Raw genomic sequence first — 16,443 nt, 5'->3', positions numbered from 1 at the left:
ATTTCTTATTCAAATTTCAGTACAAAGAATACGGCTCTTGTTTGTAAAGTAGACATCGCAGAAGTCCAGTACGGAGGTGTTGTGGCATTATCAGCAACAATCTCATTGTTCATGATGAACGTCCCTCTGATTGCCGGGGTCAGCTTAAATTTATTAAAGTAAAACTGAATCCCCATCTCCGCAGACCATGCAAAATTGTGCGTTGTTGATCTGAAAACCTGCTGCAGGTTGTCATCGGTAGAATCTGAATTAGACTGAAGATTCACGATATAGTTTACCCCGGCAGCCACATATGGTCGAGAATTGTACCATCTCTGTCCGTGGAATTCCAGCAACACAGGAACATCTACCAAAGTAGTTTTAATTTCTCGTACTCTGTCTTTTTCTGTTAAAGGAAACGGAATAAAAGGATCGTTCGTTAAAGTACCCGCCGCATACTGGTCATTAGACTGTGTGTTAAAAGTCAACTGCCTCTGCCCAAATTGTAACCCTGGTTCCAATCTTACATCCAAATAATCATTCAGTCTCCATTTTGCGATCAAACCAGCACCGAAACTGTAGCTTTCTTTAGATGAAACAAGATTCTGATTATTATTCATCCCGTATCTCGGATTCAAAACGATACGGTAGTCTAGTCTGTTACCATTCAGATAAAAACCCCAGCTGAATTTCTGCTCGTCGAAATCTTCCAACTTATCCATTCTGTTTCGGGTTCTGAATTGCGCGTTTGCTAAAACGGCGATATTTACTGAGGTTAAAACCAGTGCTCTTAATAAAAATTTACTCATAGGTTACTTTGTTGCTTTATAAATTGTGGCTATACCTAAACTTAGTTTTTTATATTCAACTTTTTTAAATCCTGTATCTAAAAGAATTTGTCTCATCTTTTCCCCAAAAGGAAAAGCATTTACAGAATCCGGAAGGTATGTGTATGCCCTATTATCCTTGGAAACCAGTCTGCCGATGGCAGGTAATATATTTTTGAAATAAAACATATAAAATGGCGCCAGGAAACCCTCAACCTTTGAAAACTCCAGTATATAAACACTCTTGTTATCTTTAACAACTCTTCTTAATTCCGCCAAACCTTTGGTAAGGTTTTCAAAATTCCTCACTCCAAATGCAACGGAAACCGCATCAAATCTGTTTTCCTCGAAAGGTAAATTCTCTGCATCTCCTTTTTGCATGGAAATTTTGCCGTCTAATTTAAGTTTTTTTATTTTAATAACGCCAACATTTAACATTTGTTGCGATAAATCTAATCCAATTACTTTAGAACCCGTTCCCTTTTCAATCGCAATCGCAAGATCTCCCGTTCCTGTAGCCACATCCAGCACTTCCTGCGGATTGTCATTTTTCATCCATTTCACCAAGGTATTTCTCCATAAAACATCTATTTTCATGGACAGAACATGATTCAGAAGATCATATTTCGGTGCAATATTGTCGAACATATCCTCTACCTGGCTCTTCTTCGTAGCTTCAGAGTTGTAGGGCGTAATTTTGGTAATATCTTTTGTCAAAACTTAAAACTTGTAATATTCGTTATAATAATTTAGGTAATCCTGTTTCCTGAAGATTTTTGATCTTGATTCCACCTGCTGGATATTTTTGATCACCTTATCGTAATCCTCATCTACATTGTAGTAAAAATCATCAGTAAATAATTTATTGAAGCGTCTTGCTCCTCCAAAATATGTTTTTCCGTCAATGACGGTTTTATCCAGTGCCAAAAGTAGTGAATCTTTTTTAAGGTTGTAGCCATAATACTGATCATTGATATAATAATCCTGATGTGCTATATTGATAAGGCCCCGTACCTTATTCACCTCAAAAGCAGAATCAAACAGTAATTTTTTATTTTTATCAAAAACCCTGATGGAGTTTTTACCTTTATTCAGGTCCACATGAACGGTCTGTCCGCCGGCAATTGTCCCTTCAGAACCATTATTTATGGTATAATAAAATGTATCGGAAGTCGGATTGTCTACGACATAATAATTCTTTTTGGCTAAAAAGAGGAAGTAGATCCCAAAGGCAAAAATAAACGCCACAATTGCAATCAGTAAGCCTTTTAAGGATGGATTGTTTTTCATAGGATTGTAAAGTACAATTTTTGCAAATTTAATAATATTTTTAATTCTCTGTTATTAATATTAATTATTAACTTTGCGTCTTTAAAAAAATCATTTAAACGAATGCCGAATACGATCATAATTGGTTCTGGATCTTACCTTCCCAGCAGAATTATCGGGAGAGACTATTTCTTAGGTTCAGAGTTTTATACAGAAGACGGGGTAAAGATTGACAAACCTGCTGAAGAAACTATTGCAAAATTTGTAGAAATTACAGAAATAGAAAACAGAAGATTCATAGAAGAAGATCTATCCAATTCACAAATCGGATACGAGGCTGCCAAAATTGCTATCGAAGACGCGAAAATAGATCAGGAAGAACTTGATTACATCATTTACGCCAGTAATTTCGGTGAAGTAACCGTTCACGGATATGCAGATTTCATGCCGACAATGGCCGCAAGGGTAAAGAATAAATTAGGCATTAAAAACAGAAAATGCGTTACTTATGATATGCTTTTCGGATGTCCGGGATGGGTGGAAGCGATGATTTTGGCTGATAATTTAATTAAAGCTAAAGTTGCCAAAACAATTCTTGTGATCGGTGCCGAAACCTTAAGCAGAGTAACAGATCCTCACGACAGAAACAGAATGATCTTTGCAGACGGAGCCGGAGCAGTTGTGGTAAAGGCGACCGACGATGAAAGCGTAGGAATCATTGCCCATAATACCATCTGTGATAATGGTCTTGAGCTGGATTATCTGGCAAATGGACCATCCATCAACAAAGAATCTGACCAGACCCGTCTATTTGTAAGAATGCAGGGAAGAAAAATTTATGAATACGCCCTGAAAAACGTTCCTGCAGCTATAAAAGAAACAATCGAAGACGCAGGTCTTTCTATTGAAGATATTAACAAAATTCTGATTCACCAGGCTAATGCAAAGATGGATTATGCCATGATCGAAAGACTTCATAAACTTTATGACGTGAAAGATTATGATCATTCCATCTCTCCAATGACGATTCAGGACTTCGGAAATTCTTCCGTAGCAACAATTCCTACCATGTTTGATTTAATAATTAAAGGAAAAATGGACGGTCAATCGTTTAAAGAAAAAGGTAACATTGTAATGACTTCGGTAGGTGCCGGTATGAACATCAATGCTATCGTATACAGATTTCCTTAATATTATTATTTAATTTAAAAATATAAAAAGCACAGGGAAACTATTCTTTGTGCTTTTTTTAAACGGATTATGCAAAGAAACTTTTTAATTATTGCAGCCATCTTCCTTTTCTTGGAAATATATATTTATCAAGCTATCAGAACCCTTACAGATAATTTCTGGATACGAATCGGATACTGGACAATTTCTCTTGCGGTGTATGGCTTCTTCGCCTACGAGGTGATGCATTTCAGCAGGGCCGACAGAAGTATGATGAGAGCACAGATCATAATATCTCTCTTTTTGGTCTTTATTCTTCCTAAAATTTTTGTCGTTCTGTTCCTGTTGATTGACGATATCATTAGAATCTTTGGATATCTTATCGGTTTGGTAGGATCTTCAGAAAATCACTTCCCTGAAAGAAGAAAGTTTTTAAGCCTGGTTGGTTTAGGACTGGGCGGTGTACTTTCCGCCCTTTTTATTGATGGGATTACTTTCGGGAAGTACCGTCATAAAGTAAGAAAAGTAAGAATCAATTTTGCTAATCTTCCAAAAAGTTTCAAGGGGTATAAAATTATACAAATCTCTGATGTACACAGCGGAAGCTTTTCTGATCCGGGTAAACTTGAGCATGCCATTAATCTGATTAACGAACAAAATCCTGATCTTGTATTATTTACCGGGGATATGGTTAACAATGTGGCAGAAGAATTCAAGCCTTTTATTCCGCTATTTTCAAAGATTAAAGCAAAAGATGGCAAATTTGCTGTTCTCGGAAATCATGATTATGGCGACTACGTCAACTGGACTTCACTAAACGAAAAAAAACAAAATCTTGATACGTTGATCGATTATGAAAGACAGGCCGGTTTTGATATGCTTCGGAATGAAAACCGTATAATTGAGAAAAACGGCGATAAACTTTATATCCTTGGAGTAGAAAACTGGGGGCTGAAACCTTTCCCTCAATTCGGAAAAATAGACGATGCCCTGAAAGGAGTGCCGGAATCCGCTACAAAAATCCTAATGAGCCATGACCCTACCCATTTTGATTACGTCGTTAAAAAACACCCTGGAAACGTTCAGCTGACGCTTTCAGGACATACGCACGGGATGCAGTTTGGTCTTGATCTTAAAAATGTAAAGTGGTCACCGGTTCAGTATAAATACCCAAAATGGGCAGATTTATACGAAAGCGAAGGAAAAATGCTGTATGTTAACCGTGGTTTCGGCGTTCTGGCCTATCCGGGAAGAGTGGGCGTATTACCTGAAATTACGCTTTTTGAATTGACATAAGTCACCTTTTTAACCAAATAATTAGCAAATGAAGGATACCGGAGAAAGACACATCATACATCATCATTTTACAAATAAATCTGAACTATACCTGCATTTAATGCACATTGCGACCTACGAATACGCTAAAAAACTCGTAAAAGATAAAAAAGTTCTTGATTACGGATGCGGTTCGGGATATGGTTCACACATGCTTTCTGAAACTGCAGCAGATGTTACAGGTGTTGACATCAGCAAAGAAGCGGTAGATTTTGCGGGCCAGGAATATAGATCTCCCAATCTGAATTTCAAAACGATTGCTGAATTGGGAAATGAAAAATTTGACATCATCACTTCATTTCAGGTCATAGAACATGTACCAGATGATAAAGAGTATACTTCTACACTAAAACAGCTTTTAAATCCAGGCGGAATATTAATTATTTCAACTCCCGATATAAAGCACCGACTATTTAAATACATTCAGCAGCCCTGGAATATTTTCCATTTGAAAGAATATACTCCTGAAAGCTTGGAAAAACTTCTCAGAAAATATTTTAACCAGGTAGAAATTTTAAAAATCGGATCAAATTCAGACTTGGTTCGGGAAGAGATCAGAAGGACAAGAAAACAGCGAATAGCCGTATTACCTTCCACGTTATATATCTATCCTTATTCTTTAAGAGTTTATCTTTTAAATCTTCAGAAAAAAGTATTTGACCTTTTAAAGAGAATCAGGAACAGACACAATAACCCGGCTCAATCACTGCATAATACTTCAAGCGATTTTGCCACAAAATATTCGCATGAAGACATTTTATTCGCCAAAGACATGCAGTATTCTACAGATCTTCTGGCCATCTGTAAAAATGAAGAATAGGGTCTAAAATATATAATCTTTCATACGGGAAGTAGCCATTTCTTTCTCGTTAATCCAGCTAAGGAGGGCATCCAGCTTGTCCTCCATTTTTTTACCGGAATTCAGTCTTCTGTAAAAAGGAACATCAAAATGGTATTTGCCAAAATCAGTAAACTGCCAGGAATTTAAATAAATCAAAACAAAATCATCATTCTTCAAGGTTTCAAAAACCATATTCTGATAATATTTCATCGGCAGCACCTGGAATACAAAATCATTATAAGGCAATTGACTGTATGGGGAAATACTTTCAGGAACAATACTTAATCCGTCTTCCTCAACAATTTCCGTAGTCCTTTTCAGGCGTTTGAAAGGAAAAAGGATATTAGCATTATCGATATTTGAAATATAGCTAAATTCCATCAGCTTCAAATTTTGAGGCGGGATTTTTATATCCTTTTGCCGGATTCCTTTGACCTGTTTTTCTAAAAGTTCCTGAACAAATATCTTCGTATTTTCAACTTCTTCTACGGTAGAGTCTTTATTGTAAAAAGCAATTTCATGCCCTTTGGATGAAATTGCTTTTAGTAAATCCTGAAGTTTTTCCGCGATAGAAATCTCCACAAAAAAGCTCGCTTTTATATCATGAATATCTAAAATTCTCAGAATCGCTTTTGTATTATCGATTGAAATTTTCAGCCTTTCAACATCGGATACCTGGGCTGCATTTTTGCAGGAAGCTTCAATATTAATGATGTTAAAAGTTAATAAAACCATATCAATTTAATTTTAGATAAAATTTAAAAGTAATTAAAAATCAGATGTTAACAATAATTCTATTTAAAGTATAACTTTACATCTAAAAACTACTTCCCTAACTTCACTTTAAGGTTCTTAATCATATCTTTAGTCATCTCCAAAATTCCAAATTCATAAGATAATCCCCAGTCTTTTTTGGCCACAGAATCATCAATTGATGCAGGCCATGAATCAGCAATCTGTTGTCTGAAATCCGGCTTATAATCGATCTCAAAATCCGGAATTTCTTTTTTGATTTCTTCGGCTAGTTCTTTTGGGGTAAAAGACATTCCTCCCAAATTATATGATGAACGAACGGTAAGATTCTCCTTCGGTGCTTCCATTAATTTTAAAGTCGCATTGATCGCATCATCCATATACAGCATTGGCATTCCTGTATTTTCAGAAATGAAACTGGTATACTTCCCTTCTTCAATAGCCTCATAAAAAATCTCAACGGCATAGTCTGTTGTTCCTCCACCGGCCGGAGTTTTCCAGGAAATCAGTCCCGGGTATCGGATACTTCTTACATCTACCCCATGCTTATCGAAATAATATTCGCACCATTTTTCTCCTGCCATTTTTGATATTCCATACACTGTTGTTGGGTTCAGCACGACATCCTGACCTACATTTTCCTTGGGAATCCCTTTCCCGAAAACAGCGATCGAGCTTGGCCAGAATATCTTCTGAATAAGACCTTCCTTTGCCATTTCACAAAAATGAAGAAGCGGCTCAAGATTAAGCTTCCATGCAAAAACAGGCTGCTTCTCAGAAGTGCCCGACAATAATGAAGCCAAGTGATAAACCGTAGTGATCTCATAATCTTTTACGACCTGTCTTACCAGCTGGGTATTGGTAACATCCATCCTTTCATAATGTCCTGCTGAAGTAATTCCTTTTTGCCATCTGTCGAGGCCTGAAGCCACTACATTCTCAGCGCCATGAATTTCGACAAGTCTGTTTGTAAGCTCGGTACCGATCTGTCCTAAGGCACCTGTAATAAGTATTCTTTCCGTGTGGGATTCCATTTTTGATTTTTATTAGTTGATGAAAGCAAAAGTAAATATTTTAAAGCCTATCTTAAAACAAAATTGTAAATTGGATTATAAAATTTGCGAATGAAAAACATTATCATTTTACTCATTCTATTTACTAACACATTTTCAGCACAATACACCGATTTCAATATTGTAAAAGAAGTTAAGGTAAGGAATAAGGGAGTTGTAGTTTCGGCCCATCCTCTGGCAAGCGAAGCAGGTGCGAAAATGCTCAGAATGGGAGGCAATGCTTATGATGCTGTAATAGCGACGCAATATGCGCTTGCCGTTGTTTATCCTCAGGCCGGAAATATCGGAGGAGGCGGATTTTTAGTGGGTGTCAAAAATAATGGTGAAAGATTTACGATTGACTACCGGGAGACGGCGCCTCATAAAGCCAGACATGACATGTATATCGACAAAAACGGAAAAGCAGATACAGATCTTTCCCAAAACGGAAGACTGGCGGTCGGTGTTCCCGGAAGTGTGGCAGGCTTTTTTGCAACGTTAAAGTACTGCAAACTTCCTATGGATAAGCTTATTCAGCCTGCGATAGATTTAGCAGAAAAAGGATTTGCCATAACCCGCCCGGAAGCAGATTTATTAAATGCCCATAAAGAATATTTTCAGAAACATAATAATAGTAATATTGCTTTCGTAAAAGACATTCCATGGAAGACGGGTGATCTCCTGATTCAGAAAGAACTGGCTCAAACGTTAAAACTCATTCAGAAATACGGACAGAAAGGCTTCTATAAAGGGAAAACCGCAGAGCTTATTGTTTCTGAAATGAAAAAAGGAAATGGGATTATTACTCTGGAAGATCTAAAAAATTACAAAGTTGCCGAAAGAAAAGCCTTGGAGTTTGACTATAAAGGAAATAATGTAGTATCGATGCCATTGCCTTCAAGCGGCGGGATTTTACTTGCCCAGATGTTAAAAATGGCGAGTTATGAAAATCTGGAAAAATATCAACTGAATTCGACAAAAGCAGTTCAGATCATGGTGGAAGCCGAAAGAAGAGCGTATGCCGACAGAGCAGAATACATGGGTGATCCCGATTTTATTCAGGATAAAACTTCATACCTGATCTCCGATGAGTATTTAAAAAGCAGATGGAAAAGTTTCAGCTTTCAGAAAGCCTCGGCGAGCGCAGAGGTCGGAAAAATAATTAAACAACCTGCAGAATCTACACAAACCACCCATATTTCAGTTATTGATAAAGAAGGAAATGCCGCTGCTGTCACGACCACCTTAAACGGATTATACGGAAGCAAAGTCGTGGTATCCGGAGCCGGGTTTTTCCTGAATAATGAAATGGATGATTTTTCCATAAAGCCGGGTGTTCCCAACATGTTCGGAGCTGTAGGCGGAGAGGCCAACTCTATCCAGCCCAACAAGAGAATGCTTTCTTCCATGACGCCGACGATCATTATGAAGGGTGGTAAACCTTATATGGTGGTAGGAACGCCGGGAGGAACTACCATTCCTACTTCGGTATACCAGTCTGTTGTTGATGTCATTGATTTTAAGCTTACCGCCAATATTGCGGTCAACGCTCCTAAGTTCCATCACCAGTGGCTTCCGGAAACGGTCGCTTTTGAAAAAAACTTTCCTGAAACAACCATTACAGAGTTGGAGAAATTAGGATATAAAGTGGAAAGAAAGGGACAGATCGGAAGAACAGAATTGATTTTAATGGACGATGACGGAAGCATTCATGCAGTTGCTGATGGCAGGGGCGACGATTCTGTAGCGGTAGAATAATCATATTTAAATAATAAAATAATACAGTTTCGGCGGTGCTAAAAGCACCGCCGAAACTTTTACTGACATTTATCATATCAAACAATATTTTTTTCATAATTTTCGCTTCTCAAAACAATTTCATTGAAAGCAAAAAAACTTTATCAGCAGCTATATTTTCAGGTCATCATAGCTATTCTGGCCGGGATTCTTTTAGGAAGATTTTATCCGGAACTCGGAGAAAAGATGAAACCGCTGGGTGACGGATTCATAAAACTCGTTAAAATGATTATCGCTCCCGTGATCTTCATTACCCTTACGTTAGGAATAGCCCACATGACGGACCTGAAGAAAGTAGGAAGAATTGCCATTAAAGCCATGATTTACTTTTTGACATTCTCAACACTGGCGCTGATCATCGGACTGATTGTCGGAAATATTTTACAGCCCGGGCATGGTCTTAACATAGATCCTTCTACCCTTTCGGGAGACGTTTCCCAGTACCAGCAGAAGGCCCATGAGTCTACCCTTACCGGCTTCATTATGAATATCATCCCGGAAACCCTTTTTAGTCCGCTCGTGGGAGAAAATATACTTCAGGTATTGCTGGTAGCGATTTTAATGGGTGTTGCTTTAGTTTTAACAAAAGAAAAAAGCCGAAAAATCACTGAATTCCTACAGGACCTTTCAACACCCGTGTTTAAAATTGTTCATATGCTCATGAAGCTCGCTCCGATAGGAGCATTCGGGGCGATGGCTTTTACCATTGGCAAGTACGGTTTACACTCGGTTCTGAATCTCATTTTTCTTGTCGGAACCTTCTATATAACGTCAGCCCTTTTTGTTGTCCTGGTGCTTGGAGCGGTTGCATGGTATAATGGGTTTAATATCTTTAAATTAATATATTTCCTAAAAGAAGAACTTCTATTGGTCTTGGGAACGAGCTCTTCAGAATCTGCACTTCCGGGAATTATGGAAAAACTTGAAAAAGCAGGATGTTCCAGAGCTATTGTCGGACTTGTAGTCCCTACAGGATATTCTTTCAACCTTGACGGCACGAATATCTATATGACACTGGCTTCCTTATTTATTGCTCAGGCTTTGAACATACATCTTCCGCCCGAGAAACAGATCATACTGCTTTTAGTGGCTATGCTAAGTTCAAAAGGTGCGGCAGGGGTAACAGGTGCCGGTTTTGTGACATTAGCTGCCACCCTGGCCATGGTTCCCGAAATTCCGATTGCGGGGATGACTTTAATTCTGGGAATCGATAAATTCATGAGTGAATGCCGGGCCTTAACCAATGTCATCGGAAATTCTGTAGCAACAGTAGTCGTGGCCAACTGGGAAAAACAGCTGGATAAAAAGCAGCTGCAGTTCTGCCTGGATCATCCGAATGAAGTAGAAAAGAAACTGGAAGTCTGATAAATTTCACCTCTTGTACTGCGGGCCTTCGACTCCGCTTAGGCTCTGCCATTCGACTACTTTTGTTATCATCATTTGCGGTGTCAGGCTGAGCTTGTCGAAGCCTTAGGAGTACTTTGGTGAGTATTAACCGACCCTTCGACAGGCTCAGGGTGACAGATGGAAAGATTCGTGCTTAGATCCTTACGAGATGACAAGATAAATGATAAAACGCTCACGCTCTAAAACTCCCGAACACTACCCACACCCTTTTGTCATTCCGTAGGAATCTCGGCATCGTTAACATTACCCTGGAAAGATTCGGGCTTAGATCCCTACGGGATGACAAGGGAAGCCTGGTACCCTCCGTTCAATGGTGGTTGAGCAAGCTGAAGCCCAAAAAAACTCCGGCCGGGAATCTTTCCCAAGCCGAAGCACCATTATACTAAAGAAATATATGTCAGTTCTTTCATTGAGAAATCATTTTCACTGACGAAAACGATTTTCCTATCATTTTCCTGTCGATTATTTCGCAACAGAAATTATTGCATTTTATCACAAGCCGATTGCTTGCTCCCTAGCAAGCGTCTTGTTAGCCTCGTAGTAAGACCCTTGCTTGCTACCTAACAATCACCTTGCTTGCACCGAAGCAATCCGCTTGTTCTACTCTACCGTCAATTGCTTATCCAGGGTAGCAGTGCGGGGTTCTTTTAAAGACTGACTGCTAGAATACTGCGTCAGCACTTCAATAGTGTCTTTGGTTAAGTGTTATCGTAGAGATACGCTTTGATTTGTGCAGGATGTTTGGTATAAACTTTATTTTAAATTGATATATTAATTAGGAATAAATACCCATTGAAGTACAGGATACTGCATATTTGTAGAGTTAGTATTTATAGGGACTAGGTCAATGTTAACAGGACCAGATGATGTGACTGTATACTCTGTAGCAAAAGGAATATTTTGATATCTGTTTGATGGAGCAATAGCAGGTAATATCATATTTTGTAATGTTGAAGCTCCAACCTTTACATCATATCCCAAAGTCGCCCCTGTTGTTGACAATAGATTTGCAGAACCAAACAATAAAAGTTTACCAGCTGCTGGGGCATTAATTGTAAAGCGATGACTGTTACTTCCAGCGCCATTGTTTATCGTTGCCGTTGAACTGTTGCCACTAGAATAACCTGCAGCTGTGGTCGGGATAAAAATTGAAACTAGTCCCGGTCTGATCGTTCCGTTTATTGTTGAAGTTGGAACCAAATCAAAGTTATAATTACCTGCGCTGCTTACAGAAAACTCTCCAGCTGTTGTGATATTATTATATAAATGTTCAGGCGCAGCTGAGGCAAGTCGTGCAGAAGCAATGACAGAAGATCCATTTTTAAGATCAAATCCATTCGTTGAGGTTGCAGATGACCATACCTGCATCTGAGGGAGTAATATAAATTTACCGGCTGCAGGTGCTGTCAAACTATACCTGTGACCCATAGTGCTTGGTAAGTTATTGACGTAATCAATAAAAGGCTTAGCATCTACTGAAATAGCTTGACATTGGGTTCCGGATGGTACAAATATATATTCTAAGTTATATTGTTGTATTCCCGCACTATATCCATAAGCAATGTCAATATTGTAAGATCCTGCAGCAGTAACATCTAACGAGGTATTGAAGGGAACGTTTTGAAAAACATTTGCCCAGGCAGACGAATTTATTGCACCATATGTTAAAGTAGTACTACCATATTTTACAGCATACCAGCTGCCTTTTGATCCATTATCGGTCCATACTTGTGCGCTACCTTTCAATAAAAATCTACCCGGTCCGGGTGCTGTAATTGTAAATCTATGCCCAATACTTGCTGAAGGTGTATTTCCCAATGCCGAAAAAAGATTGCCACTTGTTACTTTATTACAATCATAATTCACAGTAAATGTACAGGTTTGCGAGGTATTAAGACCAGAAACAGTATAAGTATATGTACCTGTGTTAATGGGTGTTCCGGAAGCAACTAATGTCACAGCCTGCACACCGGATGATGGAAATGTAACTGTTTTAGTGAACTGTACTCCATTGACAACATTTGTAGAAAATGTATTGGTATTAGAAGTACCAAATCCTGTCCCTACATCTACAGAAATATTCTTTGTGTTTGATGCAGTCATTGCTACTCCTGTAGTATATGTACCAGCAGCAGGTGTTCCTGATAAGCAATCAATAGAATTAATTGGTACGGGAGCTTTAGTGTAAGTAACACTGAAAGTACAAGTCTTTCCATCGGTCGTCACCGTATAAGTAAAAGTACCATCAGCCATCGGAGTTCCCGATGCCGTAAGTATAATGTTTTTACTTCCCGAGGCATTAACAGTACCCTGACCTACAAAATAGACACCGTTTACCTCATCGGTTGAGGCAGAATAATCTCCGGCAGTCGTAAAATTGATGGTAACGGTCTTTGTGTTCGCTGTTGTCATCTGAACATTAGAATAATAGTTTCCTGCCAGAACTCCTGTACAGTTTACACTTGTAACTGAAGAATTGATATTTGAACTACATAAGCTTTTCCATCCGGTGCTTGATATTCCCGGCCCACTACCTCCTACATATTGTTCCATACAGCTTTGATCAGTATTATAGATTACTGTTCCATATAAAGGTGTGGTAATAGCATCTCTTTGTAATACAGTCATACGCGGAGGTACAAATCCTTTATCTGTTGCGTCAAGTTGAAGAATTGAAGAACTGGCCGGAGAATTTGTTCCGATACCTACAGATCCATTGTCTTGTGCAACAAATTCAGTACCTGCTGCTCTGGCTGAACCATCTGCTTTCGTTCCTAATTTTACCAGACCGTTGGTGGTGTCATTTACCCAGGCATCGTTGGTGGTATCTCCCGCGGCTGCCCCGGTCATTTTCTGCCATACACTGCCATCATAAAAGTAATACCCTTCCGCAGTAACATTCACGGTTTTGGTATCGGTGGGACTGGCTGCTGACTTCGCATAGACAATCACTCCTTTTTGAGAAGTTCCATATGCTGCAGTTTTTAGCGAATTGCCGTCTAATTGTGGAATTAAAAGTCCTTCGGGCTTGCTCCCATCAGTTGTTTTTGGAGTAATATCAAGGGTTGCTTTTGGGGAAGTATTATTGATCCCCACCTGAGCTTTAATAATGAGGCTGATGAATAGAACAGCCACTGTAAATATATTTTTCATTGTTTGTTGTATTTATGGGTTTGTTTGTTTTGTTTTAAAACACAAATGACGCTAATGGAATTTCACTAATTTCACAAATGTTGTGTGATCTTCTTTGCTTAGATCCCTACGGGATGACAAACGAAGTGGAAAGTGTGCTGTTTAATTAAAGCATTTGTGTTATTTGTGCAAAGCTATTTGTGCTCATTTGTGTTTAATAATCCGTGTCATTTGTGTTTGATAAAATATCGTAAATATGGGTGGAGGGCGGCTGAAGTGATTGGTTATAATTTTTAAGAGGTTGATATGGTCAATAAGATGATATTGAAGTTTCGTTTCACAAAAATTTACGTCCAAGAAAACTCTTAAAGACGAATCCATCATTTTCTGGTGGTGTTTTGCTTGAGAAGGATTTCCTAAAACGGCTGTTGATAAAAGATTGCTTGAGTTTCCAAGATAATGCGAACTCTTCGGAATTGTAAAGCAGGCTTGATTTGATCGGTTAACATTTTTGGTAATAGATGGTGACTTTAGCCTAAAGTAAGCTTTACGCTTATTTGCATTAAACTGTTTTGATGATACTTGATTTTTTCCTGACAAAGATGTTGCATGGGAGATATCAACCGGTAATTCAACATACAGATAAGAATCTTCAGATATAAAAATTGTTGAATCGGAGTAGGAAAAAGGAGTCTGGGAACTGATAAAAACAGCAATGGAAAACAGCTGAAAGCACAGTATCCTTACGCTAAAACGCAGGAACAGAGGGAGCTGAGAAAGGGTCATCATTTGTAGTTTCATTGTGCTTAAAAAAGTAGTCACACCTAGACTACTATTAAAGCCAATGATTTAAGAATCAATATGCTTCTCTTTTTTTAAGGTAAAAATGAGGGCAGTTTCTTTTCCTCTTAAACGCCCGGTTTTTAAAGGAATCTACTGTTTCAAATTAATTAACATATTAAAAAACAACAGATTATTATTTGGAAGTAATGATAATTTCTTTACATTTGTCACAGAAAAAGTAGTCTAGGTGTGACTACTTTTTTTGATATAATGATATAAGAATTCCTGCCTTGTATAATCAGGCAAAATTGTCTAACAGGCGAAAAAAATAAGTTTAATTATTTAGGGATCTTTTGAAAAGTATTTTATATCAGAATATTTAAGCTTGAAGGCTGTACTTTTACGTGAATTGGTGATTTTATTTTATTGAATTCACCATCGATATGCCAGTTTTTTGTATTTACCTTAAATTCAATTTCAGAAACCGGAAGATAGGTGATGTAGTTGTCATCTTTCAGTTTTTTAGTAAACATTCTGAAAGCAAAAAAAGGAGAATATGTTATCGGAAACTTTTTCACCAACACCATATCTACGAGCCCATCACTTTTACTTGCATGCGGCGCAATGTAGGCGTTGTTTCCGAACTGACGGGTGTTGGCAATATTTACCATCAGATATTTGCCGTTGTACTGCTTGTATTTTTCATCAAAAAACTTAACTTTTTTCGGTTTATAGCTAAAAAAGGTTTTCAGGGAAACTTTGATATAGTTTTTAAAACCGCGGGTAGTCTTTTCAAATTCCTTTACCACTTTCCCATCAAAACCCGTCCCCGACACATTGATGGACAGCCTGCCATTGATCGTGAAGGTATCAATCTTCCTAGATTTTTTTGCTTTGAGCTTTTCGAGAAGTTCATCAAGATTTTTGCTGAAGTTGGTTTCGTTGGAAAAACCATTCCCCGATCCTGCCGGAAAGATAGCCAATACTTTTTCCGTATTGATGAGATTTTTTGCCACAGTGGAAATGGTGCCGTCTCCTCCGATAGCAACGAAAATATCCACCTCAGCATAATGTTTCTGAATAAAATCATCTGTTCCCAGAATCGATTCTGAGATATAATACAAAGGATCTTTAACCTTAGCATTGAGTTCATTGAGAAACGGCTGATAGTTCTTTTTGGCCGAAAACGGATTGATGATAAAGGCAACTTTTTCCATTGATGCAAAAATAAAAAATGCTTCCAGATTAGAAAGCATTAAATTCAGTTAATTTTCATTCGCCGCACAAACTCAGGTCTTAGGTAATCGCTAAGATCATTCCAAGGAACGGTAATAATAAGATCGCCGATGTCATCATCATGAATAATTTCGTTTGCGTTATAGTGAAAATATAAATTGTAATCATCAAAATAAAAATTCCGTGTCACCGGAAAAGATGCCGCAGAAATAAGAGCATAGGTTTCGGGATCATACGTTTTGATCTGTTGCATAAGAGTCGTCTTTCCGAGATTGAGCTTTAAAATGCCCTTCACCGTTTCTTCAGAAAGAGTAATCATGTCCGATAATTGCAGCTTTTTAAGGTTTTTAAAATCAAATACTTTTTCCTCATAATAATAGCTGACCTTATCCTGTGCTCCTGCCTGGCTTGTATAGTACTGAACAGAAACATAATTATTCCTGTTCATACGGACATTCATCAGAGAAATGTACGACCACTGTTGCTGTTGCTTAACTTCACGAATCCCGGCAGAATTTCTCATCCTGTTATAAATATTTTCCTTTTCCTGCTTCAGGTAGTTCTGAAGTCCGTTTCGGGAAAAGTCGGTAATTTGTTTTCCGGGATAAATTTCTTTCAGAAGATTTGTGTCTTTAAGATCAGGAAACCATAAAAGCTTGGAAGAATACCGCAGCAACACAGAATCAGAGATCTTTATCGTATCTTCTTCGATCACAGAATCGATAAAGGTTCTTCCGAAACTTACTTTTTCAGATTTCTTCTTATCATTTCCCAACTCTTTACATGCTACAAAAAGTAAGGGCAAAAGCGTGGTCCATATGAGATAAAATCTTTTCATCATTTGTGCTGGCTATCACTGATT

Annotated in this window: 14 protein-coding genes; 5 read left to right on the top strand and 9 right to left on the bottom strand. The window is 38.1% G+C overall.

Annotation, left to right across the window (positions count from 1 at the left end):
* Window positions 1–5: 5 nt before the first annotated feature.
* The 3 genes from porT to AC3WV0_RS00725 are packed head-to-tail and all read right to left on the bottom strand — an operon-like array spanning window position 6 to window position 2,096.
* A complete protein-coding gene (porT, locus tag AC3WV0_RS00735) occupies window positions 6–788 on the bottom strand; it encodes a type IX secretion/gliding motility protein PorT/SprT (protein WP_089998545.1) in 783 nt (260 codons plus the stop codon).
* A 3-nt stretch (window positions 789–791) separates the two neighbouring features.
* Complete coding sequence (gene ubiE / locus AC3WV0_RS00730; RefSeq protein WP_488843076.1) at window positions 792–1,523, bottom strand: bifunctional demethylmenaquinone methyltransferase/2-methoxy-6-polyprenyl-1,4-benzoquinol methylase UbiE; 732 nt, start codon at window positions 1,521–1,523, stop codon at window positions 792–794.
* A gap of 3 nt (window positions 1,524–1,526) precedes the next feature.
* Window positions 1,527–2,096 (bottom strand): hypothetical protein, encoded by a 570-nt coding sequence (locus AC3WV0_RS00725; protein WP_488843074.1) that lies wholly within the window; start codon window positions 2,094–2,096, stop codon window positions 1,527–1,529.
* A 102-nt stretch (window positions 2,097–2,198) separates the two neighbouring features.
* Here AC3WV0_RS00725 and AC3WV0_RS00720 point away from each other — a divergent pair, with 102 nt between their 5' ends.
* The 3 genes from AC3WV0_RS00720 to AC3WV0_RS00710 all read left to right on the top strand — a co-directional run bounded on the left by AC3WV0_RS00720 (window position 2,199) and on the right by AC3WV0_RS00710 (window position 5,400).
* Complete coding sequence (locus AC3WV0_RS00720) at window positions 2,199–3,266, top strand: 3-oxoacyl-ACP synthase III family protein (RefSeq protein WP_488843072.1); 1,068 nt, start codon at window positions 2,199–2,201, stop codon at window positions 3,264–3,266.
* 69 nt (window positions 3,267–3,335) lie between these two features.
* Complete coding sequence (locus AC3WV0_RS00715) at window positions 3,336–4,541, top strand: metallophosphoesterase (RefSeq protein ID WP_488843070.1); 1,206 nt, start codon at window positions 3,336–3,338, stop codon at window positions 4,539–4,541.
* Window positions 4,542–4,569: 28 nt separating this feature from the next.
* The gene (locus tag AC3WV0_RS00710) at window positions 4,570–5,400 is read left to right on the top strand and encodes a class I SAM-dependent methyltransferase (protein WP_488843068.1); all 831 of its coding nucleotides are present in this window, start codon (window positions 4,570–4,572) and stop codon (window positions 5,398–5,400) included.
* Between the two features lie 3 nt (window positions 5,401–5,403).
* Here the strand turns inward: AC3WV0_RS00710 and AC3WV0_RS00705 are convergent, their stop codons facing one another.
* Together AC3WV0_RS00705 and AC3WV0_RS00700 are read right to left on the bottom strand one after the other, a co-directional pair.
* Window positions 5,404–6,156, bottom strand: a complete 753-nt coding sequence (locus tag AC3WV0_RS00705; protein WP_488843067.1) for a polysaccharide deacetylase family protein — start codon at window positions 6,154–6,156, stop codon at window positions 5,404–5,406.
* 89 nt (window positions 6,157–6,245) lie between these two features.
* Entirely contained in the window at window positions 6,246–7,208 is a 963-nt protein-coding gene (locus AC3WV0_RS00700; RefSeq protein WP_488843065.1) for an NAD-dependent epimerase/dehydratase family protein, read from the bottom strand.
* A 90-nt stretch (window positions 7,209–7,298) separates the two neighbouring features.
* Here AC3WV0_RS00700 and ggt point away from each other — a divergent pair, with 90 nt between their 5' ends.
* Together ggt and AC3WV0_RS00690 are read left to right on the top strand one after the other, a co-directional pair.
* Entirely contained in the window at window positions 7,299–8,984 is a 1,686-nt protein-coding gene (gene ggt / locus AC3WV0_RS00695; RefSeq protein ID WP_488843063.1) for a gamma-glutamyltransferase, read from the top strand.
* Window positions 8,985–9,107: 123 nt separating this feature from the next.
* Entirely contained in the window at window positions 9,108–10,388 is a 1,281-nt protein-coding gene (locus AC3WV0_RS00690) for a dicarboxylate/amino acid:cation symporter (RefSeq protein ID WP_488843061.1), read from the top strand.
* Window positions 10,389–11,201: 813 nt separating this feature from the next.
* Here AC3WV0_RS00690 and AC3WV0_RS00685 read toward each other — a convergent pair.
* The 4 genes from AC3WV0_RS00685 to AC3WV0_RS00670 all read right to left on the bottom strand — a co-directional run bounded on the left by AC3WV0_RS00685 (window position 11,202) and on the right by AC3WV0_RS00670 (window position 16,422).
* Window positions 11,202–13,583, bottom strand: coding sequence for an autotransporter outer membrane beta-barrel domain-containing protein (locus AC3WV0_RS00685; protein ID WP_488843059.1), 2,382 nt, complete (start codon window positions 13,581–13,583; stop codon window positions 11,202–11,204).
* 183 nt (window positions 13,584–13,766) lie between these two features.
* The gene (locus tag AC3WV0_RS00680) at window positions 13,767–14,363 is read right to left on the bottom strand and encodes a hypothetical protein (protein ID WP_488843057.1); all 597 of its coding nucleotides are present in this window, start codon (window positions 14,361–14,363) and stop codon (window positions 13,767–13,769) included.
* A gap of 347 nt (window positions 14,364–14,710) precedes the next feature.
* Complete coding sequence (locus tag AC3WV0_RS00675; protein WP_488843055.1) at window positions 14,711–15,601, bottom strand: diacylglycerol/lipid kinase family protein; 891 nt, start codon at window positions 15,599–15,601, stop codon at window positions 14,711–14,713.
* Between the two features lie 5 nt (window positions 15,602–15,606).
* Complete coding sequence (locus AC3WV0_RS00670) at window positions 15,607–16,422, bottom strand: hypothetical protein (RefSeq protein WP_488843054.1); 816 nt, start codon at window positions 16,420–16,422, stop codon at window positions 15,607–15,609.
* Window positions 16,423–16,443: the final 21 nt, after the last annotated feature.

The sequence above is a fragment of the Chryseobacterium sp. 27AL genome (genome assembly GCF_057815395.1).
The sequence above is the reverse complement of the archived record's forward strand: the minus strand, read 5'-3'. Positions and strand labels throughout refer to the sequence as shown.